25 protein-coding genes and 1 pseudogene are annotated in these 26,725 nt (G+C 74.6%); 14 read left to right on the top strand and 12 right to left on the bottom strand.

What is annotated here, in order from left to right; genetic code table 11:
- Positions 1-32 precede the first annotated feature (32 nt).
- Positions 33-668, bottom strand: a complete 636-nt coding sequence (locus tag ABEE00_RS27060) for a TetR/AcrR family transcriptional regulator (protein WP_345748291.1) — start codon at positions 666-668, stop codon at positions 33-35.
- 89 nt (positions 669-757) lie between these two features.
- On the opposite strand from ABEE00_RS27060, the gene ABEE00_RS27055 reads away from it, so the two are divergent.
- Entirely contained in the window at positions 758-1,072 is a 315-nt protein-coding gene (locus ABEE00_RS27055; RefSeq protein WP_345748290.1) for a hypothetical protein, read from the top strand.
- An 11-nt stretch (positions 1,073-1,083) separates the two neighbouring features.
- A complete protein-coding gene (locus tag ABEE00_RS27050; RefSeq protein ID WP_345748289.1) occupies positions 1,084-1,296 on the top strand; it encodes a hypothetical protein in 213 nt (70 codons plus the stop codon).
- Positions 1,297-1,365: 69 nt separating this feature from the next.
- On the opposite strand, the gene ABEE00_RS27045 is transcribed toward ABEE00_RS27050, so the two are convergent.
- Positions 1,366-2,388 (bottom strand): MASE1 domain-containing protein, encoded by a 1,023-nt coding sequence (locus ABEE00_RS27045; protein WP_345748288.1) that lies wholly within the window; start codon positions 2,386-2,388, stop codon positions 1,366-1,368.
- Positions 2,389-2,628: 240 nt separating this feature from the next.
- Positions 2,629-3,459, bottom strand: a pseudogene (locus ABEE00_RS27040) (PP2C family protein-serine/threonine phosphatase); the annotation flags it as partial.
- Positions 3,460-3,775: 316 nt separating this feature from the next.
- Here ABEE00_RS27040 and ABEE00_RS27035 point away from each other — a divergent pair.
- Positions 3,776-5,029 (top strand): glycosyltransferase, encoded by a 1,254-nt coding sequence (locus tag ABEE00_RS27035; RefSeq protein ID WP_345748287.1) that lies wholly within the window; start codon positions 3,776-3,778, stop codon positions 5,027-5,029.
- A 37-nt stretch (positions 5,030-5,066) separates the two neighbouring features.
- On the opposite strand, the gene ABEE00_RS27030 is transcribed toward ABEE00_RS27035, so the two are convergent.
- Complete coding sequence (locus ABEE00_RS27030) at positions 5,067-5,774, bottom strand: flavin reductase family protein (protein WP_345748286.1); 708 nt, start codon at positions 5,772-5,774, stop codon at positions 5,067-5,069.
- Between the two features lie 172 nt (positions 5,775-5,946).
- On the opposite strand from ABEE00_RS27030, the gene ABEE00_RS27025 reads away from it, so the two are divergent.
- Positions 5,947-8,070 (top strand): FUSC family protein, encoded by a 2,124-nt coding sequence (locus tag ABEE00_RS27025; RefSeq protein ID WP_345748285.1) that lies wholly within the window; start codon positions 5,947-5,949, stop codon positions 8,068-8,070.
- Positions 8,071-8,160: 90 nt separating this feature from the next.
- On the opposite strand, the gene ABEE00_RS35885 is transcribed toward ABEE00_RS27025, so the two are convergent.
- Entirely contained in the window at positions 8,161-8,238 is a 78-nt protein-coding gene (locus tag ABEE00_RS35885) for a 50S ribosomal protein bL37 (RefSeq protein ID WP_474775254.1), read from the bottom strand.
- Between the two features lie 312 nt (positions 8,239-8,550).
- Here ABEE00_RS35885 and ABEE00_RS27020 point away from each other — a divergent pair, with 312 nt between their 5' ends.
- On the top strand, positions 8,551-8,799 hold the full coding sequence (locus ABEE00_RS27020; RefSeq protein ID WP_345748284.1) for a hypothetical protein: 249 nt from the start codon (positions 8,551-8,553) through the stop codon (positions 8,797-8,799).
- Between the two features lie 102 nt (positions 8,800-8,901).
- Here the strand turns inward: ABEE00_RS27020 and uriT are convergent, their stop codons facing one another.
- Together uriT and uriH are read right to left on the bottom strand one after the other, a co-directional pair.
- Positions 8,902-10,350 (bottom strand): uridine transporter UriT, encoded by a 1,449-nt coding sequence (uriT, locus tag ABEE00_RS27015; protein ID WP_345748283.1) that lies wholly within the window; start codon positions 10,348-10,350, stop codon positions 8,902-8,904.
- Positions 10,347-11,294, bottom strand: a complete 948-nt coding sequence (gene uriH, locus ABEE00_RS27010; protein ID WP_345748282.1) for a uridine-preferring nucleoside hydrolase UriH — start codon at positions 11,292-11,294, stop codon at positions 10,347-10,349. The genes uriT and uriH overlap by 4 nt, the downstream gene beginning before the upstream one ends.
- Before the next feature lie 398 nt (positions 11,295-11,692).
- Between uriH and ABEE00_RS27005 the strand changes: the two genes are divergently transcribed.
- The 5 genes from ABEE00_RS27005 to ABEE00_RS26985 all read left to right on the top strand — a co-directional run bounded on the left by ABEE00_RS27005 (position 11,693) and on the right by ABEE00_RS26985 (position 16,316).
- On the top strand, positions 11,693-12,847 hold the full coding sequence (locus ABEE00_RS27005; RefSeq protein WP_345748281.1) for a LacI family DNA-binding transcriptional regulator: 1,155 nt from the start codon (positions 11,693-11,695) through the stop codon (positions 12,845-12,847).
- Complete coding sequence (locus ABEE00_RS27000) at positions 12,844-13,743, top strand: ribokinase (protein WP_345748280.1); 900 nt, start codon at positions 12,844-12,846, stop codon at positions 13,741-13,743. Before ABEE00_RS27005 ends, ABEE00_RS27000 begins: the two co-directional genes overlap by 4 nt.
- A gap of 152 nt (positions 13,744-13,895) precedes the next feature.
- Positions 13,896-14,543, top strand: coding sequence for a hypothetical protein (locus ABEE00_RS26995; RefSeq protein ID WP_345748279.1), 648 nt, complete (start codon positions 13,896-13,898; stop codon positions 14,541-14,543).
- 145 nt (positions 14,544-14,688) lie between these two features.
- Positions 14,689-15,483: an SDR family NAD(P)-dependent oxidoreductase gene (locus ABEE00_RS26990; RefSeq protein ID WP_345748278.1), complete on the top strand. Its 795-nt coding sequence runs from the start codon at positions 14,689-14,691 to the stop codon at positions 15,481-15,483.
- A gap of 92 nt (positions 15,484-15,575) precedes the next feature.
- Positions 15,576-16,316 (top strand): class I SAM-dependent methyltransferase, encoded by a 741-nt coding sequence (locus ABEE00_RS26985; RefSeq protein ID WP_345748277.1) that lies wholly within the window; start codon positions 15,576-15,578, stop codon positions 16,314-16,316.
- Between the two features lie 31 nt (positions 16,317-16,347).
- On the opposite strand, the gene ABEE00_RS26980 is transcribed toward ABEE00_RS26985, so the two are convergent.
- Positions 16,348-16,638, bottom strand: coding sequence for a hypothetical protein (locus ABEE00_RS26980; RefSeq protein WP_345748276.1), 291 nt, complete (start codon positions 16,636-16,638; stop codon positions 16,348-16,350).
- Between the two features lie 164 nt (positions 16,639-16,802).
- Here ABEE00_RS26980 and ABEE00_RS26975 point away from each other — a divergent pair, with 164 nt between their 5' ends.
- From ABEE00_RS26975 to ABEE00_RS26965, 3 genes are all read left to right on the top strand, one after another.
- On the top strand, positions 16,803-17,816 hold the full coding sequence (locus tag ABEE00_RS26975) for an alpha/beta fold hydrolase (RefSeq protein ID WP_345748275.1): 1,014 nt from the start codon (positions 16,803-16,805) through the stop codon (positions 17,814-17,816).
- Positions 17,817-18,083: 267 nt separating this feature from the next.
- The gene (locus ABEE00_RS26970) at positions 18,084-19,328 is read left to right on the top strand and encodes a prealbumin-like fold domain-containing protein (RefSeq protein ID WP_345748274.1); all 1,245 of its coding nucleotides are present in this window, start codon (positions 18,084-18,086) and stop codon (positions 19,326-19,328) included.
- A 189-nt stretch (positions 19,329-19,517) separates the two neighbouring features.
- Positions 19,518-20,672: a CapA family protein gene (locus tag ABEE00_RS26965; protein WP_345748273.1), complete on the top strand. Its 1,155-nt coding sequence runs from the start codon at positions 19,518-19,520 to the stop codon at positions 20,670-20,672.
- Between the two features lie 169 nt (positions 20,673-20,841).
- On the opposite strand, the gene ABEE00_RS26960 is transcribed toward ABEE00_RS26965, so the two are convergent.
- The 4 genes from ABEE00_RS26960 to ABEE00_RS26945 form a co-directional block, all read right to left on the bottom strand.
- Positions 20,842-22,098, bottom strand: coding sequence for a low temperature requirement protein A (locus ABEE00_RS26960; protein ID WP_345748272.1), 1,257 nt, complete (start codon positions 22,096-22,098; stop codon positions 20,842-20,844).
- 90 nt (positions 22,099-22,188) lie between these two features.
- A complete protein-coding gene (locus tag ABEE00_RS26955; RefSeq protein ID WP_345748271.1) occupies positions 22,189-22,962 on the bottom strand; it encodes a class I SAM-dependent methyltransferase in 774 nt (257 codons plus the stop codon).
- A 76-nt stretch (positions 22,963-23,038) separates the two neighbouring features.
- Positions 23,039-24,355, bottom strand: coding sequence for an MFS transporter (locus ABEE00_RS26950; RefSeq protein WP_345748270.1), 1,317 nt, complete (start codon positions 24,353-24,355; stop codon positions 23,039-23,041).
- Between the two features lie 146 nt (positions 24,356-24,501).
- The gene (locus tag ABEE00_RS26945) at positions 24,502-25,194 is read right to left on the bottom strand and encodes a GntR family transcriptional regulator (RefSeq protein WP_345748269.1); all 693 of its coding nucleotides are present in this window, start codon (positions 25,192-25,194) and stop codon (positions 24,502-24,504) included.
- Positions 25,195-25,462: 268 nt separating this feature from the next.
- Between ABEE00_RS26945 and ABEE00_RS26940 the strand changes: the two genes are divergently transcribed.
- Positions 25,463-26,560, top strand: a complete 1,098-nt coding sequence (locus ABEE00_RS26940) for an NADH:flavin oxidoreductase (RefSeq protein ID WP_345748379.1) — start codon at positions 25,463-25,465, stop codon at positions 26,558-26,560.
- Positions 26,561-26,725: the final 165 nt, after the last annotated feature.

The following is a 26,725-nucleotide window of genomic DNA, read 5'->3' as shown; positions in this document are numbered from 1 at the left end:
ACGCGCTCAGCCGAAGCCGGAAGCCGACGCGCTCAGCCCCCGGCCCCGCCGCCCGGCGCGAGCTGCTCCAGATGCGCGGCGAGCGCCGCGCGGCAGCGGCGCGGGGAGAGCGTGTCCGGGTGCAGGACGCCGTGCAGGCCGAGGCCGTCCACGAGCGCGGCGAGCCGGTCCGTCTCGGCGTCCAGGTCGAGCCCGTCGCGTACCGCCCCGGCCCCGCTCAGCCCGGCCAGCGCCCTGCGGGCCAGCGCACGCGTGCCGCGCGCCGCCTCGGCCGCGAGGTCGGCGAGCCCCGGCTCTGTGCGCGCCGCCACACCGAAGTCGAGGAACACGGTGATCTCCGCGCGCCGCCCCTCGTCCAGCGGAAGCAGCTCGGCCAGCAGCTCGACGGCGACCCGCCGGCGCTCATCCGCGCCGAGCGCGTCCAGATCGCCGAGCCCGGCGAGACGGTCCTCCAGTCGCCGCGTGACCCGGTCGATCATCGAGCGCATCGCGAAGCGCATCAGCTCGGCCTGGCTGCCGAAGTAGTGCCGTACGGAGCCGATGTTGAGCCCCGCCTCGTCGGCGACCGCGCGCAGCGAGGCCCGCTGGAGGCCGTCCCGCACCACGACGCGGAAGAGCGCGTCCACCACCGCGCGGCGCCGGGCCGCCGCATCCACCTGTCTGGGCATGGCGCCTTTGTATCACGCCCGTGATAAATTGCTTTGTATCACGGCTGTGATACAAAAATCGCGGCCGACCGCAGCCGAAGGAGAACGCCATGCAGACGGTCCTCACCGTGCTTCTCGTCAGGTTCGCGCTGGTCGTGGGCGGGCTGGTGGTGCTGGCCCTGGTCCTGTTCGCGATCGCGCTGTTCCTCAAGCGCCGCGGGCGCCTGGACCGTGCCCGCGTCGACCGGGTACGCCGTGGCGCGGCACCCGCGGCCCGAGCCGTCGCCGACAGGCTGGACACCGGCGGCGCCAGGGGCGGCAGGTCCCGCGCCTCGGCGGGTGCGGCCCGCCTCCTCGCCGGCTGGCTGGAGGACACCGACCGCCGCGCCTCGGGGAGCGGGTCGCGCCGTGACGGCTCGCGATGACCTCGTACGGCATGACTTCGTACGCCATGACCCCGTACGTGGCAGGCGAGGGCGAAGAGCTGCTGCACCACCTCCTGCTCGACCTCCTGGTCAAGGGCGCGATCGTGCTGGTGGCCCTGGTCGTGCTGGCCGTGGGGATGGTGCTGATCTGGCGCAGGGCGCAGCCGCGGGACGGGCGGCGGGATCGGGAGCGGAGGCCGGGGGAGGGGCGGGAGCCGGGCTGACCGGAAGCTGGGGGACGAGCGAGGGCCGGGCCGATCAGAGAGGCGCCGGCCCACTTCACGGGGCCGGCGTCAGTGCTCCTCCTGCTGGCGCCCCTTCCCCGTCAGCGGCCATCTGCGCGGCGCCGTGCCGGGGGCCAACTGGTCGACGATCTCGGCCAGTTCCACGCAGACGTCCTCGATGCCCTCGCGTACGTGCCGCTGCTCGGTGACCATCGCGGAGAGCAGCAGGCCGGTGAGCGCGGCCGAACCGTTCAGCGCCTGGAGCACGACCATGCCCTCCATCAGCGAGTGCTCGGAGAAGGGGCCCACCCGGTCGGTCGCGGAGATCACGGCCGACACCGAAATGAGCGCGGCGACCGGCGCGCCCCCGGCGAGCTGGAAGCGCAGCGCCGCCCAGATCAGCAGCGGGAAGACCAGGAAGAGCATGCCGAGCGAGGTGCGGGTGGCGAAGAGGGTGACCGCGACGGCGGCCACCGTCAGGGCAGCCGCCTCCGCCGTACGGAAGCCGTCCCACTGCGGCATGCGGAACCGGCTCAGCGCGAGCAGCAGCGGCGCGAACACCAGTACCCCCATGGCGTCGCCCGTCCACCACGCCGTCCACACCGGCCAGAACTCCTCCGAGGGGAGCTGCCCGGTCGTGAGCAGCACCAGCACCCCCACCGTCGAGCTGATCAGCATGCCGCCGAGCGCGCCGAGGAACACCAGCGCCAGCCCGTCCCGCAGACGGTCCAGCTCCCGGCGGAAGCCCACCCGGCGCAGCATCAGATAGGCGCAGACCGGCGCCAGGGTGTTGCCGGCGAGCAGGACCGCGCTCACCGGCTTGAGCGGTCCCATCGTGGCGAGCAGCAGCAGGTCGCCGAGCACGATGCCGGGCCACACCCGCAGGCCCAGCAGGACCACGCAGCTCAGCGCGACGCCGGTGGCCGGCCACAGCGGGGTGACCACCGCGCTCTCCACGGCGATCTGCTTGAGCAGGCCGATCCGTGCGGCCACGCAGTAGCCGAGGGCGGTCACGGCCAGGTGCAGGGCGTACACGGGCAGGCGGCGGGCGTCATCGCGTCGGGAGTCATCGGAGCGCAGCACAGCAGCCATCTCACCTCGCCGGGCGCCCGGCAGCGCCGTGACACGCGCTGCGCCCCCGCTCCGCTCCGGTCACCCGCCGCCGCCAGGCACCCGGGGCCCGCCCCGAGTACGGCCGGGCACATCGCCCGGGCCGCCCGGGGTCCCGTACGCCGGGCCGCCGCGATCCTCGTACGTGGGCCCATCCGCCGGCCCGTCCGCCGGACCGCCCGGCGCCCCGCCCCGTACCTCGCCCGGCGCCCCGCCCGAATCCCCGTGCGGCTTCCCGTCGTACTGCATCACCAGGACCGCCGCGTCGTCCTCGTGGCCCGTCTGCTCGGCGACCCGCATGACCGCGGCCGCCAGGTCGCCCGGATCGGCGACGGGGTCGGCGCCGGCCACCCTGGCCACCTGCGCCAGGCCCTCCTCGATCGTGAAGGAGGGGCCCTCCACCACGCCGTCGGTGAGCAGCACCATCGCGCCGGGGGTGCTGAGGCGGCGGCGGGTGACCGGATACTCCTCGCCGGACTGCACGCCCAGGGGCAGTCCGCCCTCGTCCTCCGCTATGCCGGAGCGGCCGTCCTCGGTGGCCCACACCGCGGCGACGTGGCCCGCGCGGGCGCCCTCGAGCTCCTGCGTCTCGGGGCGGAAGCGGTAGAAGCTGCAGGTGGCGAAGAGCTCGTAGCCGGTGCCGAGGATCAGCTCGTTCGCCCTGCTCAGGACCTCGCCGGGGTCGGCCTCCGGCGCGGTGGCCGCCACCGCGCGCAGCCCTATGCGCACCTGGCCCATGAACGCGGCCGCCTCCACGTCGTGCCCCTGCACGTCCCCGATGGAGAAGCCGAGCGAGCCGTCGGGCAGGTGGAAGCTGTCGTACCAGTCGCCGCCGATGTCCAGGCCGTCCTTGGCCGGGGTGTACCGCGCGGCGACCCGTACGCCCGGAAGCGAGGGCAGCGTGCCCGGCAGCATCTCGCGCTGCAGCGCCTCGGCGAGCTCGACCCGCGCCTGCTGGAGTTCTATCCCCTCCCGCGCCTGTGCGGTGAGCCGCCCCAGACGGGTGAGCAGGTCATCGGCGCTCACCGAACGGGAGGGTCGCCGCCGCGCCATGTCCACTCCCCACTCGCCGCCGTCCGGCGCGCCGGAGAGCCCGGCACGCCGCCCGCTCATGATATTTGCGCTGTGCCGGTCACGCCGGGTGAGCCGTGGCGCAGGGCACCGCCGGGCGCCGGGGCGCGCCCGCTGCTCCTGAACTGGCATGCGCGTGAGCCCCGTTGTACGCGGGGGCGGGAGGGCCCCGGCGCGGGGCACGGGCGGCGTCCGGGTGGCGTAACGGGCGGGCCAACCGGGCGGCGCAACCGCCCTCGCAGCCGGGGAGGCCGCGGGGATGGCCGTCGGAAGGGGGCGCCGGTCCATACTGGTCACCATGCGTGTCGCACTGATGACAGCGGGTTCGCGCGGAGACGTCGCGCCCTATACCGGGCTCGCGCACCGCCTCGCCCAGGCCGGGTACGGGGTCACGCTGGCCACCCACGGATCCTTCGCCGAGACCGCGCGGGTCCCCGGCGTGGACTTCCACCCCCTGCCCGTCGACCCGCGCGCCGAACTCGCCGGCGAGCGCGGCAGGGCACTGGAGCGCAGCTCCACCGGCGCGGCCAAGCTGCTCAGGCTCGCGTCGATGGCCAGGGAGCTGACCGGCAGCATGACCGACGGGATGCTGGAGGCGGCGCGGGGGAGCGACGTCCTGCTGCTGTCCGGGTCCCTGGCGCCGGTCGGCCACGCGATCGCCGAGGGCCTGCGGCTGCCCAGCATGGGCGTCTACCTCCAACCCCTCGCGCCCACCCGCGACTTCGCCGCGCCCGTCCTCGGCACCCGCTCCTGGGGCGCCGCGGGCAACCGGCTCTCGGGGAGCGCGCTGAACGCCGTGGTGGAGAGCATCTTCGCGGACGCGGGACGCACCGTACGAAGCCGCCTCGGGCTGCCGCGCAGCGGCCCGTACCGCGCGCGGCGCGACCGCGAGCGCCGCAACTGGCCGGTGCTGCACGGCTTCAGCCCGCTCGTGGTGCCCCGCCCGCGCGACTGGCGCAGCGGGCTGACGGTGACCGGCTACTGGTGGCCGTACGACGAGCCCGAGGGTCAACTCCCGGTGCGCGTACGGGAGTTCCTGGCGGCCGGGCCGCCCCCGGTGTTCGTGGGCCTCGGCAGCGCCACCGTTCCCGACCCGGAGTGGATCAGCGCGCTGATGGTCGCCGCGCTGCGCCGCGCGGGGCTGCGCGGCGTGATCCAGGGCGGCTGGAGCGGGCTGCGCGGCGAGGGCGAGGGCCTGCTCACCGTCGGCGAACTCCCGCACACGCTGCTCTTCCCGCACATGGCCGCCGTGGTCCACCACTGCGGCGCGGGCACCACGGCCGCCGGGCTGCGCGCGGGGGTGCCGGCGGTGCCCGTGCCGGTGCAGTTCGACGAGGGCTTCTGGGCCTGCCGCCTCACGGGGCTCGGCGTCGCGCCGCGCGCACTCCCGCTGCGCCGCCTCACCGCCGACGCGCTGGCCGCGGCCCTGACCGAGGTCACGGCCGACCCCGGCTACCAGAAGCGGGCCACCGCACTCGCGGCCCGCCTGGCGGCGGAGGACGGCCCGGCCCCGGTGCTCCGCGCGGTCGAACGCCACGCGGCCCGCGCCTAGTCCACCGGCCGACGGCTGGGTCACCGGTCAGCAGCCGTCACCGCGTACTCGCCGTCGCCTGCCGCGCCTGCCGCGCCCGCTCGATGTCGGGCCCCCGGTAGAGGCACTCCGGGATGCGCGCCAGCGTGGAGGGGTGCACCTGGGGGCCGAGACCGTACAGCCTCTGGAAGCTCATGATCAGCGGGCGCCAGGCGTCCGGGTCGATGCGGTCGGGGTCCCCCGGTACGCGGATGTCCCCGTGCGCGTACACGCGCTGCACCCGCACCTCGAAGGCGATCACCGAACCGCGCTGCCGCGCGTCGTCCTCGGCCACCGGGTGCTCCGCCTCCACCACGGCCTCCATCGCGACGGGGCACTCGCGCACCCGCGGCGGCCCGACCGTCTCCGAGGGCTCGGGCGTCAGCCCCGCGCGGCCGAACTTGTCCCCCTCGTACCGGTAGCCGCGCTGCTCCTTCCGCGGCGGTACGGGGTCCGAGCCCGTGGTCAGCGCGAGCCGGTCGACGGCGGGGGCGAGGGCGTCGGAGGGCAGGTTGAGCACGCACTCGCGGGTGCGGCGCAGGTTCCGCGCGGTCTGCGAGGAGGCGCCGAGGCCGAGCACGCCGCGCCAGCCGAGCCAGAAGGCGGAGGACATGGGCGCGAGGTTGGCGCCGCCGTCCTCGTTCAGCGAGGAGATCAGCACCACGGGGGTGCCCCAGTAGAGGATGCCGGGCTCGACGGGTGCGTGGGCGTGGGCTGTTGATCGCATGCGGTCCAGCCTCCGCCGCGCGGGACACGGGCGCTGGCGGGATACGGACGGGGCGTTGCGGGGTGCGACGTACCGGTGGGGCCGGGGAGGGGGCTGTCGCGCAATACCGATGTATGTTACAACTAATAAAGAAGGGGGAGGCCGGACGAGCAGTCGAGGAGGCGCTTCGGAGATGGCCTGGGCGGTATCGCTCGGACACACCGTACGCAAGGCATTCCGTACGGAACGGACACTCGCGGACCCCTGGGCGATCGCCCGCGCCGTGCTCGCGGTCGCCGCGGCCACCGCGATCGGCTGGGCGAGCGGCGACGTGCTGGCCGCCACGATGATGAGCGTCGGCGCCTTCATCTGCGGCATCGGCACCCTGCTCGCGCCCATGCGGCACCGGGTGGTGAACGCCCTGGTCATGGCCGTGGGCTTCAGCGCGGCCGCCGCCGTCGGCGTCTACATGCAGCGCGTCGGCTGGTACTTCCTGATCGTCCTCGCCGTCGCCGCCTTCCTCGCCGGGCTCGCCCGCGCCCTCGGCGCCGCGCCCGGCATCCGCGCGTGCCTGGTCGTCATCGGCATGCTGATCACCGCCGACGTCTCGCCCGGCGTCACCGCCGGCCTGGACATGGCCGGGTGGATCGCCGCGGGCGCAGGACTGGTGGTGCTGGCCCAGCTCCTCCCGCCGTACGGGCGCCGGCACGCCGCCCAGCGCCGCACCCTCGCCGCGCTCTACCGCGCCCTGGCCGCACACGCCCGCGCGGCGCAGGGCTCCGGCCAGGCCGAGCCGGTCTCCTCGGCGCCCTTCACCCTCGCCCGCCGCGCCCTCGCCCTGCTCCCGCGCTTCGCGCGCCCGGCGGCCGCCCCGCTGTACGGGCTGCTGGGCGAGGCGGAACGCATCCGACGCGGGCTGTACGCGAGCGCGGGCGCGGCCGGCGTTCCGCGCGGCGCGCTCGCCGAGGTGCTGGACGCGGTGGCCGAGACGGTCGCGCGCGGCCGTGAACACCCCGCGCCGCAGGAGGCGTGGGAGAAGCTCAACGCCTGGCAGGGCTCACTGGCCGGGGACCTGCTGCCCCGGCTGACCGAGGCCGGCCGCCTCGCCGCGCTCGCCGCCGACCGCCGCGCCCCGGAGGAGGCCGGGCCGCACCAGGAGACGGCCGCGCTGTACGCGTCCAAGGGAGCGGTCACCGACTGGCTGCGGCGGCTGGGCGAGCAACTGCGCCCCGGCGCCCCGCTGTTGCGGCACGCGCTGCGGGTCGGCATCGGCACCACCGTGGGCGAGGCCGCGGGCCGCGCGATCGGCGACTTCTGGGGGCACGGGCTCCCCGCGCACGGGTTCTGGGCGGCGCTGACCACCATGCTGGTGCTCTTCCCCGACTACGAGCACACCTTCGCGCGCGGCTGGGCCCGTCCGGTCGGCTCCATCGCGGGCGGGCTCGTCGCCTGGGGGCTCTTCCAACTGCACTGGGGCGACGGCGCCTCGGCGATCGCCGCCGTGGCACTGGCCGCGCTGGTCTTCGCCACGCTGCGCACCGGCCAGCACACCCTGAACCTCTTCCTCACCACCTGGCTGGTCTTCCTGCTGCACCGGATGGGCACCGAACAGGGCCTGGTGGCCTGGGGGCGTCCGGCCGACACGCTGCTCGGTGCGCTCATCGCCCTGGTGATCTTCCTGCTGCTGCCCACCTGGCACCACCACCGCGTGCCCGCGCTGCTCGGCCGCTGGCTGCGCGCCCAACGGCGGCTGCTGCCCGCCGTGCTGACCGGCTACACCGAGGTCGGCGCGCTGGACGGCGCCCAACTGGAGGCCCTGCGCGGCGCCGCGCGGCACGCCCGCGAGGAACTGGAGGAGGCCGTCGCCAAGCTCCCGCACGAACCGCGCGGCCACCGCGCACGCTGGAGCCACGCCGAACTCGCCCGCATCCAGACCTCCGTCTTCGAGCTCACCCGGTGCGCCACCCAGCTCGTGGACCGGCTGCCGCGGGACGGCGCCGAAGTGCTGCCGGAGATGGCCGAGTTCGCCGGGCTGCTGGACCGCCACCTGGAGGCGCTGGCGCAGGCAGCCGAGGGCGGGGCGCCGGTGCGGCCGGGGGCGCTGCGCGCGGAGTTCGACGCCCTCGCCGCGCGCACCGGGCTGGCCTGGGTCAGCGACCCCGGCTCCGGCGAGGTCTCCGGCGTACGGGCCCGCGCACTGACCGCGGGGCTGCGCACCGTGACGGTGACCGAGCGCCTCGGGGAGGAGCTCGCCGGGCCCGTACGGGGCGGCGGGCAGCGGGGAAGGGCGCGGCACGCGGCGCACGCCTCAGTCTGAGCCACCCACCGCAGACGCACGACGGCCCCCGGGAGCAGCTCCCGGGGGCCGTGATGCTGCGGAAGGGGTCCGCAGGGGCGACTGCCCTTTTCAGGACTGGGGTCGCCTACCGTGGTTGGCCGCGTTCTTGCGGCGGGCCATCTTCTTGCGGCGGCGCTTCGAGGACATGGCGTCTCCTCCCTCAGCGATGGATATTTCTAGGTTTCCACCGTTTCATACCGTGATCCCGCACGTCGAACGCGGTCCGCGCCCGCTTCCCTGTACACGGCGGAGGGAGTCTTACGGGATCGTACGGGGCGGTGCCGCGCGGGAGTTGCCCGGCAGGTTGACACGGAGCGCACTCGTACGGATGCACATGGTGAGGAATGCCGGGCTGTCAACCCCCCGCCGCACACCCGGCAGTTCACCCGACTGGGCGGTGACGGCGCGCCCGGTGACGAACGTATCGTCGCCGTACGACCACAACTTGGGGGTGCGGGGATGCACAGCGTGATGATGGAGGGGCGGGCGATCGGCGTCCTGGACGGGCTGCCGCACGACACCGCCCGCGACGAGGTGCTGGAGGTGCTGGAGCGGGTGCGCGAGCGCCCCGAGCACTATCCGCGCGTGCCGGGCCCGGGAGCCCGCGAGCGCAGACAGGCCTTCGGCGACGGCTGCTGGCTGCTGTACGGCGTGCGCGACGACGCCATCGAGGTGCACGACATCGGCTGGCTCGAATACGCGCCCTGAGCGGAAGACCCGGTGACCGGCCCCTGAAAAAACGTACCCGCGCGCCCCGGCCGACTGCCGGGACGCGCGGGCGTGTTGGGGACTCGACGGCCTCGCGCGGTCTCAGTCCGCGCGGGCCTCCGCCTGCACGGGCTTGGGGATCAGGAAGGACGCCGCGATGGCGACGGCCATGATGATCACGCCCGCGACCATGCTGGCGGTGTAGCCGCCCGGCGAGCTCTTGTCGGCCGGCTGGGCCGCCGTCTGCACCGCGTACAGCACGGCGAAGCTCAGCCCCGAACCGAGGTTGAAGGCCCCCGCGTTGAGCCCCGGCAGGAAGCCCGGGTTCTCGCGCGGCGAGAGCACGATGCCGAGGCCGTTCAGCACGATGTTGCCCACTCCCGCGTAGGTGATCCCGACCAGGATCGAGGCGGCGAGCAGCAGTGCGCGCGACTGGGTGCCCAGGGTGAGGAGCATCAGCAGCACGGTGGCCGCCGCGCCGGTGAGGCCCAGGCGCAGGATGCGCCCGTAGCCGTGGGTGGCGGCGAGCCGCCCCGCGATCGGGCCCATCGCCAGTCCGGCGAGCGCGTACGGGGTCAGGGTCCACCACGCCGACTCCTGCGCCGACATGCCGAGTCCGGCGTGCGCGTCCTGCGCGAAGGCGGGGAGCAGCCCGTTCATGACGGCGAAGACGCCGGTCATGGTGAGCACGGTGGTCAGCAGGGTGGCCCAGGTGCGGCGCTGGCGCAGGTGCCGGGTGGCCACCAGCGGGTGCCCGCTGCGGTCCTCGGTGCGCCAGAAGAGCGCGAAGGCGATCACCGCGATCACCGTGAGCCCGGCGATCATCGGCCAGTTGGCGGCCGCCAGCTTTCCCGCCTCGTTGAGCGCGGTCAGCAGGGTGCCGACCGAGATCACCAGCAGCAGGACGCCCGGCCAGTCCATCCGGGTCGAGTCCTCCGCGCGGGACTCCGGGGTGAGCGCGCCCACCAGCACAGCGGCGACGGCGCCCACCACGGCCATCGCCCAGAACACCGCGCCGAAGCCGTAGTGGTCGGCGAGGTAGCCGCCGGCGAGCGAGTCCACGCCCGCGATGCCGCCGTTCACGGCGGTGATCACGCCGAGCAGGGTCCCGTACTTCTTCGGCTCGGTGACCTCCATCCGCAGCATGATCAGGCAGAGCGGGACGGTCGGCCCCGAGACGCCCTGGATGACGCGGCCCACGAAGAGCATCGGCACGTTCTGCGCGAGGGCCGCCACCGCGCAGCCCACCACCATCAGCACCAGCATCCCGGTGAGCACCCTGCGGCGGCCGATCACGTCGCCGAGCCGCGGCAGGAACAGCGAGAACAGCGCAGCCGAGGTGAAGAACGCGGTCTGCGTCATGCCCACTTCGGCCGAGGTCGCGCCCAGCGTGTCCTGGATGCTCTTGAGCGCCGGGCTGAGCATGCTCGCGTTGAGCTGGAAGGCGAAACAGGCCGCGAGCAGCGCCGTGACCAGGACGCCGACCCGTACGGGACGGCCAGCGGGGCCGGTCCCCGGCGCCCCGGCCGGGGCGGAGACGGAGACGTTCATGGCTTGACGTCTCCGATCCGCTTGAGCGCGTCCAGCACCAGGTTCCAGAAGCGGCCGTGGTCGAGGTCGACGGCGACCCGGGTGCGGCAGTTCTCCGGCGCGGGGGAGCGGAAGTCGGTGACGGTCATGCCCAGGGTCAGGCCGCCGGACAGCTCGATGTCCACGGGCGCCTTGCGCACGGTCATGACCGAGGGGTCGATGACGTAGGCCACCGCGCACGGGTCGTGCACCGGCGGGTGCGGGAAGCCCTGCTCCTTGCGGTAGGTCTCGCCGAAGAACTCCAGCAGCTCGTTCACGAACTGCGCGGGCCCGGTGCCCAGCGCCGCGATCTGCTCGGTGACCTCGGGGGTGGCCAGCGCCTGGTGGGTCAGGTCGAGGCCCACCATGGTCACCTGCCAGCCCGCGTTGAAGACGATGTGCGCGGCCTCGGGGTCGATGACGATGTTGAACTCGGCCACCGGGCTCCAGTTGCCCTGGTGGTAGCCGCCGCCCATCAGCACGACCTCGCGCACCCGCTCCGCGATCCTGGGCTCCTTGCGCACCGCGAGCGCGATGTTGGTGAGGCCCGCGGTCGGCACGATGGTTATCTCGCCCGGCTCGTGCGCCATCACGGTGTCGATGATCAGGTCCACCGCGTGCCGCTCGTCCAGCTCGATGCCGGGGTCGGGCAACTCGGGGCCGTCCAGGCCGGTTTCGCCGTGGATGTCGGGGGCGGTCTCCACCGTGCGGACCAGCGGGCGCGGGCAGCCTGCGGCGAACGGCACCCCGGTGATCCCGGCGATGCGGGCCACGGACAGGGCGTTCCGCGTCACCTTCTCCAGCGTCTGGTTCCCCACCACGGTGGTGACGCCGACGAGTTCGACGTCCGGAGAGCCGTGCGCGAGGAGCATGGCTATCGCGTCGTCGTGGCCGGGGTCACAGTCGAGGATGATCTTTCTGGACAACGGGGGAGCCCCTTTGCTCTGAACGGTGGTGCCGATGGTGCTGTGTTGCCGCCGCCCCGCTGCGCGCCCGCGCTCGGCCGCGCCGTGGGAAAACGTTCGCCGACGAGACTGCTCAGTGGGGCACGGCATGTCAATGGCCGAAATCACGCTGTGCGGAGCGGGGAGGGGTGAGGAAGGGGTTTCCGGCGCCCCGGCGCGGGGGCTCCTCTGCGGCAAAGGTCGGTGATAACGTTTGCCGCCGTCGCGCCCGGGCCGTGCGCCGGACCGCGCGCGGAGACGGCGTACGGTTCAACTGCGCGCGGCCCCCGCCGGGTTGCCGCGGGGCGGCCGGATCAGGCCACGGTGCTTGCGCGCGCGGAGCTCGTACGCGGGACGGTGTGGAGACGAGGCGGGAGACGATGACGGAAGTGACCCTGCGCGATGTGGCGCAGGTCTCGGGATGTTCCGTGTCCACGGTCTCGCGGGTGCTGGCCGGGTCGCGGCCGGTGGGCGAGGAGACCGCGCGCGCCGTGCGGGAGGCGGCCGAGCGCCTGGGCTACCGGCCCAACCGCGTCGCCCGCGCCCTGCGCAGCCGCGCCACCGGCACCGTCGGGCTCGTGGTGCCGCAGATCACCAACCCCTTCTTCCCCTTCCTGATGCGCGCGGTCGAGCGGGCCCTGCACGCCGAGGGCCGCGCGGTGCTGCTCGCCGACTGCGACGAGGACACGGGCGTCGAGGCGTCCCGGCTCGACGCGCTGCTGGAGCGCCAGGTGGACGGCCTCGTGGTGATCCCGGTCGACGAGGAGCGCAGCCGCGCCGCGGTGACCGAGGCCGCGGACGCCGTACCGCTCGTGCTGCTGGACCGCGGCTGCGGCCCCGGCGTCGCCGACTCGGTCGCGGTGGACAACGCCGCGGGGATGGCGCTCGTGCTGGAGCACCTGCGGCGCGCGGGGCGCAGCCGGGTGTGCTTCGCCGGCGCGGACTCGGGCTCGGCGGCGGCGGAGCGGCACGCCGCGTACGTCGCGGGCGCCGCCAGGCTCGACCCCGAGGGCCCCGGCAGGACCGAGCTGGGCGACTTCTCCGTGGAGTGGGGGCGTACGGCGGCCGAGCGGCTGTGGCCGCGGCGGCCCGACGCCGTCGTGTGCGCCAACGACCTGATCGCGGTCGGTGTCGTCCAGCGGCTGCGGCAGCTCGGCGTGCGGGTGCCCGAGGAGGTCGCGGTGACCGGCTTCGACGACGTCGCCGTGGCCGGGATCGTGGAGCCCGCGCTGACCACCGTGCGCCAGCCGGTCGCCGAACTCGCCGCCGAGGCCGCCAGGTTGCTGGCCCGCCGCCCCGACACGGGGGAACACGGGCACACCCCGCAGCGGACGGTGCGGCTCGCGCCGCGCCTCATCGTGCGGGAGTCGTCGGAGAGCGGCGCCGTGTCCTCGGAGGGCGATGCCGTGCGTGATGCCCGGGCCGGCGGCGTGCACGGCTCACCGGAGTGCGCCGTCGCGGACGACGGCGCCGCCTCCGTACCCCAGCAGCCCCACCAGCCCCACCCGGAGAGACTCGCAGAGGCGGAACAGTGATCGCAGTAGTCGGAAGCCTCAACCTGGACCTCGTGGCCCCGGTCCCGCACCACCCCGTGCCCGGCGAGACCGTGCGCGGCGGCGACATCGCCCAGCACCCCGGCGGCAAGGGCGCCAACCAGGCCGTCGCGGCGGCCAGGCTCGGCGGCGAGGTCGCGTTCGTCGGGCGGGTCGGCGACGACGACGCGGCGGACGCGATGCTGGCGGCGGCACGCGAGGAGGGCGTGGACGCCACCCACATCCTGCGCACCCCGGGCATCCCCACGGGCCGCGCGCTGATCGCGGTGTCCCCGGCGGGCGAGAACACCATCGTGTTCAGCCCGGGCGCCAACTCCCGCCTCTCGGCCGCCGACTGCGCGGGCGCCGCCGACCTGCTGGGCAGCGCGAAGGTGACGGTGCTCCAGCAGGAGGTGCCGGACGAGGCCAACCAGGAGGCGGCCCGCCGCTCCACCGGCATGGTGCTCTACAACCCGGCGCCCGCCGTCGAGGGTGCGCAGCCGCCCCCGCACGTGGACCTGTTGACGCCCAACCGCACCGAACTGGCCGCGCTCGCCGGCACTTCCGTGCCCGGCGACCTGGACGAGGTCGCCGCCGCCGCGCGCAAGCTCACCGGCGCCGGAGCGGTGGCGGTCACCCTCGGCGGCGACGGGGTGCTGCTCCTGGAGGGCGCGGCGAGCGTGCACATCCCGGCCTTCCCGGTGAGCCCCGTCGACACCACGGCCGCCGGCGACTCCTTCTGCGGGGCGCTCGCCGTGGCCCTCGCCGAGGACCGCGGTCTGGAGGAGGCCGCGCGCTGGGCCTGTGCCGCGGCGGCGATCAGCACGACGCGGGCCGGCGCTCAGCCCTCGCTGGCACGCCGCGAGGAGGTCGAGGCGCTGCTCGCCGACGGCAGGTGAGCCACGGCGCCTTCGCGTGCAGGCCCCTTCGCGTGTGCGGGGCCTTCGCGCGTACGGGGCCTTGCGTGTACGGCCCCTTCGCGTGGGGCCTCGCGCGTACGGGGCCGAAAACGGGAGGCGGTTGTGCGCGGGCCGCCGGTACGTTCCCGCGCATGGATGACCACAGGCCCCACCCCGCGGACGACCTCGACCGCTCTGTACGGCTCGCCGTCGCCGCTCTGGGGGCCGCGGGCCCTGACGCCGACTGGGAGACGCCGGCCGGTTCCCTGACGTGGACGTGCTGGGAGACGGTGGAGCACCTGAGCGACGACCTGTTCGCGTATGCCGCCCAACTGGGCCCGCGCAAACCCCCGTTGGACCGCACCGTGCCCTTCGTGTGGGAACCGCGCAGGCCGGAGGGCCCGTGGAACGCGGTGCACACCGACCGCGCGCAGGGAACGGCCGGGCTCCTGGAAGTGCTGGAGACCTGCGGCGCGCTGCTCTCGGCCATGGTGCGCACCACCCCGCCCGAGGTGCGCGCGCACCACGTCTACGGCAACGCGGGGCCCGAGGGCTTCGCCGCGATGGGAGTCGTCGAGACCCTGGTGCACACGCACGATGTGGCCCAGGGCCTGGGACTCCCGCGCTGGGAGCCTCCGGCGGAGCTGTGCGCGCGGGTGCTCTCCCGCCTCTTCCCCGACGCCCCGGAGGGGGCCGCCCCTTGGCCCGCGCTGCTGTGGTGCACGGGCCGCGCCTCGCTGCCGGGACGCCCGCGGCTGACGAGCTGGCGGTGGTACGGGGAGCCGCGCGACGCGGAGTAGACCCCAAGTAGTTGCACTTGCATTAGTTGCGCACGCTTTCTATTGTGTTTGGTGCCCGAGCGCTCGGGGGAACCCGGGTCCGGCCCCGTACCGAAGCGGCCGGGGAGCATCCGCGCGCCGCCGCACAGCGAGAGAGCGAGCAGTCATGCACATCGACCTCACAGGGAAGACGGCCCTGGTCACCGGCTCCACGCAGGGCATCGGCGCGGCCATCGCGACCGGCCTGGCCGCCGCGGGCGCGCGGGTCGCCGTGAACGGGCGCAGCCAGAAGTCGGTGGACGCCGCGATCGAGAAGATCGCGGAGCAGGTGCCGGGCGCCGAGCTGATCGGCGCGCCGGGCGACATCACCTCGGACGAGGGGCTGGAGCAGGTCACCTCGCGGCTGCCGCGCACCGACATCCTGATCAACAACCTCGGCATCTTCGGCGCCGAGCCCGCGTTGGAGATCACCGACGCGGAGTGGCGCCGCTACTTCGAGACCAACGTGCTCTCCGCCGTGCGGCTCATCCGCCACTACCTGCCCGGCATGAAGGAGCGCGGCTGGGGCCGCATCCAGAACATCGCCAGCGACTCCGCCGTCGTCATCCCCGCCGAGATGATCCACTACGGCATGTCCAAGACCGCGCTGCTCTCGGTCTCCCGCGGCTTCGCCAAGGAGGCGTCCGGCAGCGGCGTCACCGTGAACTCGGTGATCGCAGGCCCCACGCACACCGGCGGCGTGGAGAAGTTCGTGTACGAGCTGGTCGACCCCGAGCTGCCCTGGGACGAGGCGCAGCGCCGCTTCATGCGCGAGCACAGGCCGCAGTCGCTGCTGGAACGGCTGATCGAGCCGGAGGAGATCGCCAACCTGGTCGTCTACCTCAGCTCCCCGCTCGCCTCGGCCACCACGGGAGCGGCGGTCCGCGTCGACGGCGGCTACGTGGACTCGATCCTGCCCTGATGAGCCCTGAGCCCTGAGCCCTGAGCCCTGAGCTCCGCGTGCGGAGTCGAGTTCGGGCCCCGGCGGTGCGCCGCGGCCGTATGCTGACCGCGATGTTCGCACCCCAGGGCCCCAGCCTCCGTGAGCTCGCCGTGCAGGCGCTGTCCTCCGTCGAGCACGGCTACGACCTGCTGGCCCCCAAGTTCGACCGCACTCCCTTCCGCACCCCGCGCGCCCTGCTGGATCCGGTGGCCCGCGCCCTCCTGCGCTCGGGCCCCGCGGGCAGCGGCCTCGACCTGTGCTGCGGCACCGGTGCGGGGGCGGGAGTGCTGCGCCGGGTGTGCACGGACCGCGCGGTCGGCGTCGACTTCAGCGCGGGCATGCTGGAGGTCGCCCGCGCGGCCGCTGAGGAGCAGGCGGAGGCCGGCGGCCCGCGCGAGGAGTGGGTACGGGGCGACGCGCGGGCCCTGCCCTTCGCCGCGGGGAGCTTCGACCTGGTGGTGAGCTTCGGCGCGTTCGGGCACTTCCTGCCCCGCGAGCGTCCCGGGCTCTTCGAGCAGGTGCGGAGGGTGCTGCGGCCCGGCGGCCGGTTCGCCTTCCCGGTGCTCGCGCCGCCCCGCGCGGGCTCGCCGCTCGCCTGGTCGCTGCTGGCCTTCGACGCCGCGATGCGGGTGCGCAACGCCGTGTGGCGCCCGCCCTTCGTCATGTACTACCGCAGCTTCCGGCTCACCGAGGTGCGCGACGAGCTGACCCGCGCCGGGTTCGGGGTGGAGCTCGCCGGGCTGCCCGAGCTCGGCGGACTGCCGGACGGCAGCCCCCGCTGCTGCCTGGTCACGGCCACGCGCCTGCGGTGAGGCGCACGCATCCGCAGTGAAGCGGGGCCGCTCAGCGGTTCGCCCGCTCCTCGCGCAGGTCGGGCAGCACGTCGTGGAACTCGTGCGCGCCGTGCATGCCCTGGAGCTCGCGGAACTCCCTGAGGTCCTGGAGCCCGTGGAGCGGGAGCATCCCGGGGTCCTCCGCGCCGTGGCCGCCCCCGGGGTCCTCGCCGGTATCCGCGCCGCTCCGCCGGTCCGCCTCGCGCTGGTACGGATGGTGCAGCATCAGATCCTCGTAATAGCCGAGGGCGAAGATCAGCCCGAACATGGCGAGCGGCAGCAGCAGGGCGAGGAGGGGCACGACCGTCTCCTTCCGACGGGGCCGGCGCGGACCTGCTGGTCCACTCGCCGTGTGCTGCGGGTCACCCGCGGCACACGGGACAAACCTGCACGCCGCGGACGGATTCCGGATTCCGTCCCTCCCGCTGCCCCGGCGGCCTCCCCGGCCGTACGCTGGCGGGCCGAATGTGCCCGTCGGGTGGAGTGGGAGGGCGTGTGACCGCCATCGAGCACCGTTACGTCGAGGTCAACGGGGTCCGGCTGCATGTGGCCGAACAGGGCGAGGGACCCCTCGTCGTGCTGCTGCACGGGTTTCCCGAGTGCTGGTACTCGTGGCGGCACCAGTTCGCGCCGCTCGCCGAGGCCGGGTACCGGGTCGTCGCGCCCGACCAGCGCGGGTACGCGCGCAGCTCGCGTCCCGAGGGCGTGGACGCGTACACCATCCACCAGCTGACCGGCGACGTCGTCGGGCTGGTCCACGCGCTGGGCGAGGAGCGCGCCGTGGTCGTCGGGCACGACTGGGGCGCGCTGGTGGCCTGGGCCCTGGCGCAGTTCAGGCCGGACCTCGTACGGGGCGTCGCTGGCCTGAGCGTGCCCCCGTACCCGCGCGGGCCCGAGCCGATGGTGCCGATGCTGCGGAAGGCGCTGGGGGACCGGTTCTACTTCGTCTACTTCCAGGAACCCGGCCTCGCCGACGCCGAGTTGGCGCGCGACCTGCGCTCCACCTTCCGCCGCGTGCTCGCCGGCGTCCCGGCCGGGCCCGCCGAGGGCGAGCGCCCCTCGCGGCTGTGGACGGCGCCGCCCGGCGGCGGGGTCCTCGACGCGCTCGCCGAGCCCGGGCGGCTGCCGGAGTGGCTGACCGAGGAGGACATCGACGCCTTCGCCGCCGAGTACGCGCCGCACGGCGGCGCCGCCTTCACCGGCGGGCTGAACTGGTACCGCGCCACCACCCTCAACTGGGAGCTCACCCCGGCCTTCGCCGGTGCGCCCGTGACCCCGCCCGCGCTGTACGTGGCGGGTGACCGGGACCTGGTGACCGCGATGCCGGGCGCCGACCAGATCATCGAGGCCCTCCCGCAGCTCCTGCCCCGCCTGCACCGCAGCGTGATGCTCCCCGGCTGCGGCCACTGGACACAGCAGGAGCGCCCGCACGAGGTGAACGAGGAGCTGCTGGACTTCCTCGGGGCGCTCGAGGGCTAGGGCGTGTCTTGCGGATCAGCCCGGGGCCGCGGCGCCTGGCGCGGCGCCTCGCTGCGTTGTCGCACCACCCGAGTACGCCCAGTACGCGGGTGATGCTCCGCCTTGCGAGGCACAGCACCAGACGCCGCGGCCTCATCCGGGCCGATCCACAAGACACGCCCTAGTCCGTGGGGCAAGTGGAGCCGCGGGCGTGCCCGTTCGGGGTGCTGTCGCGGACGTGTCGCCGCGTCGACCAGCCGTGAAGAGGATCTTGCCTACCTTGCGCCCATGAGACATGGAAACGCACGCCTCATGGGCGTTGCTCTCGCGGCTTCCGCAGTGGTGCTCGCCTCTCCCGCGCCGGCCCCCGCCGGTGCGCGGGCGCAGGGGGGTTCGCAGACGTTCGCCTACACGGGCTCGCCACAGCGGTTCACCGTCCCGGACGGGGTCTGCGCGCTCTCGGTCACCGCGTACGGTGCGGCGGGCGGCGCGGGCCAGTACGGCAATGCAGGCGGCAAGGGCGCGCGGGTGACCGCCTCCCTGGGTGTGCGGCCAGGGCAGGTCCTGACCGTGGACGTGGGCGGCGCGGGCCACGACGGCGGGGACGCGACCGCGCCCACCGAGGGCGGTTACGGCGGGGGCGGCCAGGGCGGCGCGTACCGGGTGGGCGGCCAGATCCACGGGATCGCCTCCGGGGGAGGCGGCGGGCGGACCGTGATCGGCTCCGGCTCGACGCCCCTCGTCACCGCGGGCGGGGGCGGCGGCGGAGGCGGCTCCCACTTCCCCGGAGATCTCAGCGGCGGGGCCGGGGGCGAGTCGGGCGAGCCCGGGAACGGCCTGCCGGGCGACAGCGAGGGCAAGCCGGGACGGCCCGGCGGAGAGGGCGGCAAGGGCGGTACGAACGTGCCGGTCGAGGACCCGCCCAACGGGACGAACGGCGGCGCGGCCCAGGGGCCGGCCGGCGGCCGGGGCGGCGACAGCATCGGCGACCCGCACGGCGGCGCGGGCGGCGGTGGCGGCGGCGGTGCCACGGGAGGCGGCGGCGGAGCGGCCTCGCCCACCGCGTACAACAGCGGCGCGGGGGGCGGCGGGGGCTCCAGTTCGGGCCCCTCGGGCGCCACCTTCGGCACCGGCGAACGGGAGGGTGACGGCGAGGCCGTACTGCGGTGGGAGCCCTGCGCCACCGGAAGCCTGACGGTGGAGAAGACCGACAAGGCCGACGGCAAGCCGCTGGCGGGCGGCGTCTTCCAGGCGTGGCGCGAGACCAACGGCACCCCGGGTCTCCAGACCGGCGGCGGCGACCCCGACACCGCGACAGGACCGGCGTGCGCCACCGACCAGCGGGGCACGTGCACCTTCGGCGACCTGCCGCTGGACAGCTACTACCTGCGCGAGACCGACGTGCCCGAGGGCTACCGGCTGCCCGCCGACCCGGTCTCCGGCCCCTACACGCTCACCGCGGCCAAGCCCGACGCGACCGCCGCGATCAGCAACGGCCGCGCCGAACCGTGCAAGGGCAAGGACTGCAAGTGAGCGGGCGCGAGTGAACGAGCGCGGGTGAGCCGGAGGGCTGGGCGGCGGGGGCCGTCGGGACTACCGGGGCGGTGTGTCTGACGCGTACGGGCACGGAGGGCGACCTCTGATGCCTTTATGCATATTTTTGTACATTCCAGATCGGGACGGACCCCGGTCCGCCTGACCAGCACCCTGCGGGGCGCCGGCGTGGCCGCGCTCCTCGTGGCCGCCGGGGTCACCGCCTGCGGCACCGAGGCCACGCCGGACACCGGACCCTCCGGCAAGGGCCCCGGCGCGACACAACAGCCGGGCCCGACCCCGCAGCACGCCGCGCACGCCGCCCACCAGCCACGAGAGCGCCCGTTCACCCTCGTCGGCACCGGCGATCTGCTCATCCACGACTCACTCATCCGGCAGGCGCGCGCCGATGCCGGGGGCACGGGCCACAGCTTCCGCCGCATGCTCGCGGACGCCGAGCGCACCGCGGACTCCGCCGATCTGGCGCTCTGTCACATGGAGACCGTGTACGGGGAGAAGGAAGGGCCCTTCACCGGCTACCCCGAGTTCAAGACCCCGCCGCGGCTCGCCGCCGACGTGAAGGCCGCCGGCTACGACGGGTGCTCCACCGCGTCCAACCACACCCTCGACGCGGGCACGGACGGCATCGCGCGCACCCTCGGCGCGATGGACGAGGCCGGGCTGCGGCACGCAGGGTCGGCCCGCAGCGCGAAGGAGGCCCGCACCCCGGCGTGGCTGCGCGCGGGCGGCGCCACGGTCGCGCACCTCGCCTATACGTACGGCACCAACGGCATCCCCAAGCCCAAGCCGTGGTCGGTGAACCTCATCGACACCCGGCGCATCCTCGCCGACGCCAAGGCCGCGCGGAAGGCGGGCGCCGACGTGGTGGTCGTGAGCCCGCACTGGGGCACCGAGTTCCAGCAGGCGCCGGACAGGCTCCAGCGGCGCGTGGCGCGCGAGCTGACCGCCTCCCCGGACATCGACCTGATCCTGGGCACCCACGCCCATGTGCCGCAGGCGTACGAGAAGCGCAACGGGACGTGGGTCGTGTACGGGATGGGCGACCAGGTCGCGGGGGTCATGGACGATCCGCGCGGCTCCATGGGGTCGGCGCCGCGCTTCACCTTCAGGCCGCCCGCCGAGCCCGGTGGGCGGTGGAGGGTCGCCCGCGCGGAGTTCATCCCCACGTACGCCGATCCCGAGCGCGGATACCGCGCCACGAATCTGCCGCGCGCGGAGAAGGCGGGCCCGCTGACGGCGAAGCAGGCCGGGGCGCGCCGCACGGTGCGCGAGGCGGTGCTGAGCCTGGGCGCCGCGAAGGACGGGCTGCGCGAGGGCCGTTGAGCAGGGCCTGACCTGTCGCACGACGAAGGCCCTGGCCGCTTGCGCGGCCAGGGCCTGTCACACGAATCCGGGGGGAGCCGGGACCATGTGTTGCCCGGTTCAACGCCCCGCGTGCAGAAAGGTTACGCCCGGTGCTGACGTTTTCGTCATCAAGCCGCGCCCAGCATACTCAAGCCGCTTGCGGCGCACGGGAGTTGGCCGGGCGCCGCGGCGGCCCCGACGCGTGCAGCACCTGCCAGCACACCAGCGCGGCCAGCACCCACACCAGCCACCCCGCGTCGAGCGGCGCCCCGAACAGGCCGAGCAGCAGCGGCAGTACGACGCCGGGCAGCCCCCACCCGCCGCACCAGGCCCACCCACGTCCGGCCGCGCACCCGGCGAGCAGCCCCACGGCGAAGTAGCAGGCGAGGGCGGCGCACAGCAGCCAGCGCACCCCGGGGTCGACCGGCCCGTGCGGGTGCTCGGCCGCCGCGCCCAGTCCGGCGGCGAGTGCGGCCAGGCCCATGGTGGCCACGCAGTGCAGGCCCATGGTAAGGCGCGGTGCGACGGCGCCCTCGGCGAGGCGCGGCACGCCCGCGAAGCCGTACAGCAGGGACAGCATCCACACGCCGATGAGCAGCGCGAAGGCGCCGACGGCCGTGGCGCTGAGCGGGAGGTCCCAGGGGACCTCGGCGGCCGCGGTGACGACCTGGATGACGCCCTCGCCGAGCACGATGATCACGTACAGGCCGAGGCGTTCGGCCAGGTGGGGCGCGTCGGAGTAGGCGGCCTCCAGGCGGGGCGGGCCGGTCGGGCCGCGGCGCCTGCCCGCCGGGTCCGGCCGGGGCGCGGGGCGGTGGGCGAGCAGGCGGTCCAGCTTCCGCTGCGCGTTGCCGAACATCCGCCGGCCCGAGGCGGCGAGCATCACGAGCAGGTCGAGCGCGATGCCGAGCGCCCAGAGGCGGTAGCGGGCCGGCGCGTCCACCCACACGGAGACCAGCCAGGGCAGCGCGCCCGCGCCGAACTGGGCGAGCGGCCAGTCCATGACCACCTTGCCGCGGCTCCAGATCCGCCCCGCGAACCAGCGCAGGAACACGTACGCGAGCACGAAGGCCGTGCCGTGCGCGCCGCGTACGCCGGGGACCGCGGCGATCATCACGGCGAGGCCGAGCATGGCGAGCAGCATGCGGGGCGGGCTGACGCCTTCGCCCTCGACGTCGCCGTACACGGTGAAGCAGGCCCAGGAGATCCAGAACGCCAGGTACAGCAGCGCGTAGAGGGCGACGTCGGCGAGGTCAGGGCCGTCGTGCAGGAGGTGCGCGAGCTGGCCGATGCCGGCCACCACGACCAGGTCGAAGAACAGCTCGATCCAGGAGGCGTGCCGCTCGGACTCGGCTGCGGCGCGCGTGCCGGTGCCGGCGGCCTCTGCGTTCCCGGGGGCGTCCATTCTGCCGATCGTGGTGTCCCGGGAGGCGGGCCGCGCGGCGGGGCGTCCGGTACGGGGACGGGCGGGGCGGCACGGGGGCCGGGCGCGGGGTCAGCCGTTGCCCGGTGCCGGCTTGTGGGCCTCGATCAGGGTGCGGGTGGAGTGGGCGACGAACGGGCCCTCCGCCTCGATGAGCCGGTGCAGGTCGAGGAGGCGGTCGCGGTAGCCCTCGACGGTGAAGCCGGGGACCGTCCAGATGACCTTGCGCAGGAAGTACACGACCGCGCCGATGTCGGAGAACTCCATGCGCAGCCGCTCGGTGCGCACGTCGGCGATGTCGAGACCGGCCTCGCGGGCCTCGGCGCACTCGTGGTCGGGGTGGCGTTTGGTGCGCACCTCCTCGGGCTGCGGGCCGAGGAAGAACTCGACGAGCTCGAACACGGTCCGCGGCCCCACATGCTGCGCGAAGTACGTGCCGCCAGGCCGCAGCACCCGCGCGATCTCGCCCCACCACACGGTGGCCGGATGGCGGCTGGTGACCAGGTCGAAGGCGGCGTCCGCGAACGGCAGCGGCGGCTCGTCAGGGTCGGCGACCACGACCGCGCCGCGCGGGTGCAGGAGGCGGGTGGCCCGCGCGACGTTCGGCGGCCAGGACTCCGTGGCGACCATCGCGGGCGGGAACGTCTCCGCTCCGGCCAGCACTTCGCCGCCCCCGGTCTGGATGTCCAGCGCGGAGGCGGCGGTGGCCAGGCGCCCGGCCATCAGCCTCTGGTAGCCCCAGGAGGGCCGCTCCTCGGTGGCGCGGCCCTCCAGCCAGGAGAAGTCCCAGCCGTCGACGGAGACGGAGCCGGCCTCGTCCACCAGCTCGTCGAAAGTGCGTGACATGGGTGGATCATCGCCGTGAGCTGCGGGGACGGGCAACTGATTTCCGTACGGACGCGGGACGCGCACGCGGAGGCCCTCAGCGCACGGCGCCCTGCTCGGAGTGCTCCTCGGCGGCTTCCCCGGTGCTCTCCTCCGCACCGTGCCGCGGGCCGCCCTCGGCGACCGGCGGCGCGGGGGTGCCGGCGGGTGCCGCCGGCACGCGGGTCGACCCGGCGATGACGGCCAGGCAGCCCAGGGCCAGCAGCGTGAGGAAGGCGAACATCGCCACGTACGGCACCACGGCCGACAGCGCGGCCAGCACGGGCGGGGCCATGAAGCCGGTGTAGGTCAGCGCGTAGTAGACGCCCGTGAGCCCGGCAAGGTCGTCGGGTCCGGCGATGCGCTGGATCTCCAGCAGGCCCGAGACCAGGGCGATCCCGTACGCGGCGCCGAGCAGCACCGCGGCGGCGAGGGCCAGCCACGGGGAGAGCAGCACGGCGTCCACCGCGCAGACCGCCATGCCCAGGGCCATCAGCAGCATCGCGAGCACGATGGCGCGCGCCGTGGAACGGGCGCCCAGACGCTTCGCGAAGGGCTGGATCAGCGCGCCGGTGCCCAGCGTCAGGACGGTGAGCAGGGTCGCGTAGGCGAGCCCCCAGTCGCCGACCTGCTTCTCCACGATCTGCGGCATCACCGCGTACGCGATCCCGGTCGAGCCGAAGACCCACGGGGCCATCGGCAGGACGACGCGCAGGAAGCGGCGGTGCCCGGCCGAGGGCACCTTGAGGTCGGCCAGGAAGCCGTTCGGCGCGGCGGGCCTGGCGCGGGTCTCCGGCACCTTCGCGAGGGCCACCAGCCCGGCGAGCGCGACCAGCATGTGCACGCCGTACGGCAGCACCATCGGCCACGGGCCCCACTGGGCCAGCGCTCCGGCGACGCCGGCGCCCAGGCCGAGGCCGAGGGTCAGCCCGAGCGAGGCGCGGCGCGCGCCGGTGCCGGGCTCGGCCGAGGGGTCGTACGGGGCCTGCGAGAGCTCCTTGACCCAGCTCGTGCCGACCGCCATCGCGATGCCGAGGGCGATGCCGGTGAGCATCCGGCCCGCGTAGATCGGCACCTGCCCGAAGACGCCCGCCGCGAGCACGCCGCTGGCGACGAGCGAGGCCGCCGAGCCCGCGAGCATCAGCGGCTTGCGGCCGAGGCGGTCGGAGAGCGGGCCGCCCAGGAGCAGCCCGGGCACCAGGCCGAGGACGTAGGCGGCGAGGAACGCGTCGACGGTCACCGCGGAGTAGCCGGCCTGCTGCCGGTACATCAGCAGCAGCGGGGTGAACTGGTTGCCGCCCCAGCCGCAGGCGAACATCGCGGCCACGGCGCCGATCCAGGCGCGCGGGGCAGGCGTGCGCGGTGCGGCCGGCATTCCGGCGAGCATGGTGGTTCTTACCTCCAGGGATGTGCCGCGGCGCCGCGGGCGCGCACGGCGGTGTCCCGGCCGCTGGTGCGCCGCGCGACGGTGCGCGGCCCCGCGGCCGGCTTCGGAAGATGCGGGTCTTGCTGTGCGGGCGGTCAGTAGCCGCCGAAGGTGCGGTGGGTGCGGTCCAGGTGGGCGCGCAGGGCGGCGGTGAAGGCCGCGCCGTCGCGTCGCGCGATGTGCTCGACCAGGGCCTCGTGCTCGTCCACCAGCTCACAGAGGCGTTCGGGGCGCGGGTGCAGCGCGTAGGAGCTCATGCGCCGCTGCCGGTCGCCCAGCGAGGCGTAGAAGCGCTCGGCGAGCGCGTTGCCCGAGGCCGCCACGATCGCGCGGTGGAACTCGCGGTCGGAGCGGGTGAAGGCGTTCACGTCCAACTCCCGGGCCGGGCCCGCCTGTTCGCGCAGCAGCGCGCGCAGGCTCTCCACCGCGGCGGCCACGGCGTCCTCGCCGCCGTCCAGCACGCGGCGCACCGCGGCCGACTCCAGGGTCTCGCGCAGCTCCAGCACGTCCTCGGCCTCGCCGGGCGCCAACGGGACGACCACGGCGCCGCGTTTGGGAATGAGCTGGAGCAGCTCCTCGCTCTGGAGCCGCAGGAACGCCTCGCGCACCGGGGTGCGGCTCACGCCGACCCGCTCCGCGATCTCCCCTTCGCTGATCAGACTTCCGCCGGGCAGCTCGCCGTTGAGGATCAGCTCCTTGGCGAGCGTGTACGCGCGCTCCGCGGCGGGCGGCTGTGCGGCCTTGCCCGGAGCCGCGGTCTTCTCGCGTATGCCCTCCTGCGCAGTCATGTCAACGACCGTAACAGGCATGGATACAAGCATGGATACATGAGGGTCCGCTGCGCGGAAACTGTGGCGTACGCGACAGAGCTCGGTGGATGGGGGCGCGGGTGCGGGTGGTTGTCACCGGATATCCGGGTCGCGCGATCGGGCGGCGCCGGGTTCCTAGTGAGGGGATGTACGCGTGACAGCGCAGGAGACTGTGACAGCGCAGGAGGCCGGCGAGACGTCCGCCGTACCGGGCGGCGCGGAGGCGAAGGGGTCGCGGGCCGCGGCCCTGCTGTCCCGGCCGTTCGAGCTCGGCGGGCTCACCGTGCCGAACCGGATCGCCATGGCGCCGATGACCCGCGAGTTCTCCCCGGGCGGCGTGCCCGGCGCGGATGTCGTGGACTACTACGCGCGGCGCGCCGCCGCCGGTGTGGGCCTGATCATCACCGAGGGCACCTACGTGGACCATCCCGCCGCGGGCACCAGCGACCGGGTGCCGCGCTTCTACGGCGAGGACGCGCTGGCCGGGTGGCGCAAGGTCGTGGACGCCGTGCACGCGGAGGGCGGCACGATCATGCCGCAGCTCTGGCACGTGGGCATGGCGCGCGAGGCGGGCGCCCCGCCGTTCCCCGACGCGCCCCCGTCCGGGCCCTCCGGCATCGCCCTGGACGCGGACCGCACGCCCTCCGGGCACGCGATGACGGAGCAGGACCTGGAGGACGTCGTCGACGCCTTCGCGCGGGCGGCGGCCGAGGCGGAGCGCGCCGGGTTCGACGGCATCGAATTGCACGGGGCGCACGGCTATCTGATCGACCAGTTCCTGTGGGCCGGTACGAATCAGCGCACCGACCGTTACGGCGGGGACGCGACCGCGCGTGCGCGCTTCGCCGCGCGGATCGTGACGGCGTGCAGGCGTGTCGTCTCGCCCGGATTCCCGATTCTTTTCCGCATGTCGCAGTGGAAGATGAACAACTACGGCGCGCGGCTGGCCGATACGCCGGAGGAGCTGGACGAGGTTCTCGCGCCGCTCGTCGCGGCGGGTGTGGACGCGTTCCACTGCTCGACGCGGCGCTACTGGGAGCCCGAGTTCGAGGGCTCCGACCTCAACCTCGCCGGGTGGGTCCGGCAGCTCACCGGCAAGCCCACGGTGACGGTCGGGTCCGTGGGCCTGGATGGGGAGTTCGTCGCCACGCTGATGGGCGGGGAGCGGACCGCTGCGGTGAGTCCCATCGACCCGCTGCTGGACCGGTTGGAGCGCGAGGAGTTCGATCTCGTGGCTGTGGGGCGCGCGCTTCTTGGCGACCCGTGGTGGGCCGCCAAGGTTCTTGAGGGGCGGGACGCGGAGCTGGTGCCCTTCGACAAGGGGATGCTTGGCGAGCTCAGCTGAGCACTTCGCGTTTTTGCGCCGGTTGCGCTTTGGCGTTGCTCTGCGCTGTGCGCCGACAGGGATTTGCGCTTTTACCGCCGACCGCTTTGGTGAGTGGTTGCTTTCCGCTGCGGCGGGATGTGGGTGGGTGGTTGCTTCTCCCTTGTTCCTTGCGGAGGCTCCCCG

The sequence above is a fragment of the Streptomyces odontomachicola genome, from assembly GCF_039605595.1.
In the GTDB taxonomy this organism is placed as follows: domain Bacteria; phylum Actinomycetota; class Actinomycetes; order Streptomycetales; family Streptomycetaceae; genus Streptomyces.
Note: the sequence above shows the minus strand (reverse complement) of the source record. Positions and strands in the feature narration are given on the sequence as shown.

Bases quoted from the DNA above. Each gene is read 5' to 3' on its own strand.
- ABEE00_RS27060 (WP_345748291.1), bottom strand. From the start codon at position 668: ATGCCCAGACAGGTGGATGCGGCGGCCCGGCGCCGCGCGGTGGTGGAC.
- ABEE00_RS27055 (WP_345748290.1), top strand. From the start codon at position 758: ATGCAGACGGTCCTCACCGTGCTTCTCGTCAGGTTCGCGCTGGTCGTG.
- ABEE00_RS27050 (WP_345748289.1), top strand. From the start codon at position 1,084: ATGACTTCGTACGCCATGACCCCGTACGTGGCAGGCGAGGGCGAAGAG.
- ABEE00_RS27045 (WP_345748288.1), bottom strand. From the start codon at position 2,388: ATGGCTGCTGTGCTGCGCTCCGATGACTCCCGACGCGATGACGCCCGC.
- ABEE00_RS27035 (WP_345748287.1), top strand. From the start codon at position 3,776: ATGCGTGTCGCACTGATGACAGCGGGTTCGCGCGGAGACGTCGCGCCC.
- ABEE00_RS27030 (WP_345748286.1), bottom strand. From the start codon at position 5,774: ATGCGATCAACAGCCCACGCCCACGCACCCGTCGAGCCCGGCATCCTC.
- ABEE00_RS27025 (WP_345748285.1), top strand. From the start codon at position 5,947: ATGGCCTGGGCGGTATCGCTCGGACACACCGTACGCAAGGCATTCCGT.
- ABEE00_RS35885 (WP_474775254.1), bottom strand. From the start codon at position 8,238: ATGTCCTCGAAGCGCCGCCGCAAGAAGATGGCCCGCCGCAAGAACGCG.
- ABEE00_RS27020 (WP_345748284.1), top strand. From the start codon at position 8,551: ATGCACAGCGTGATGATGGAGGGGCGGGCGATCGGCGTCCTGGACGGG.
- uriT (WP_345748283.1), bottom strand. From the start codon at position 10,350: ATGAACGTCTCCGTCTCCGCCCCGGCCGGGGCGCCGGGGACCGGCCCC.
- ABEE00_RS27005 (WP_345748281.1), top strand. From the start codon at position 11,693: ATGACGGAAGTGACCCTGCGCGATGTGGCGCAGGTCTCGGGATGTTCC.
- ABEE00_RS26995 (WP_345748279.1), top strand. From the start codon at position 13,896: ATGGATGACCACAGGCCCCACCCCGCGGACGACCTCGACCGCTCTGTA.
- ABEE00_RS26990 (WP_345748278.1), top strand. From the start codon at position 14,689: ATGCACATCGACCTCACAGGGAAGACGGCCCTGGTCACCGGCTCCACG.
- ABEE00_RS26985 (WP_345748277.1), top strand. From the start codon at position 15,576: ATGTTCGCACCCCAGGGCCCCAGCCTCCGTGAGCTCGCCGTGCAGGCG.
- ABEE00_RS26975 (WP_345748275.1), top strand. From the start codon at position 16,803: ATGTGCCCGTCGGGTGGAGTGGGAGGGCGTGTGACCGCCATCGAGCAC.
- ABEE00_RS26970 (WP_345748274.1), top strand. From the start codon at position 18,084: ATGAGACATGGAAACGCACGCCTCATGGGCGTTGCTCTCGCGGCTTCC.
- ABEE00_RS26960 (WP_345748272.1), bottom strand. From the start codon at position 22,098: ATGGACGCCCCCGGGAACGCAGAGGCCGCCGGCACCGGCACGCGCGCC.
- ABEE00_RS26955 (WP_345748271.1), bottom strand. From the start codon at position 22,962: ATGTCACGCACTTTCGACGAGCTGGTGGACGAGGCCGGCTCCGTCTCC.
- ABEE00_RS26950 (WP_345748270.1), bottom strand. From the start codon at position 24,355: ATGCCGGCCGCACCGCGCACGCCTGCCCCGCGCGCCTGGATCGGCGCC.
- ABEE00_RS26945 (WP_345748269.1), bottom strand. From the start codon at position 25,194: ATGACTGCGCAGGAGGGCATACGCGAGAAGACCGCGGCTCCGGGCAAG.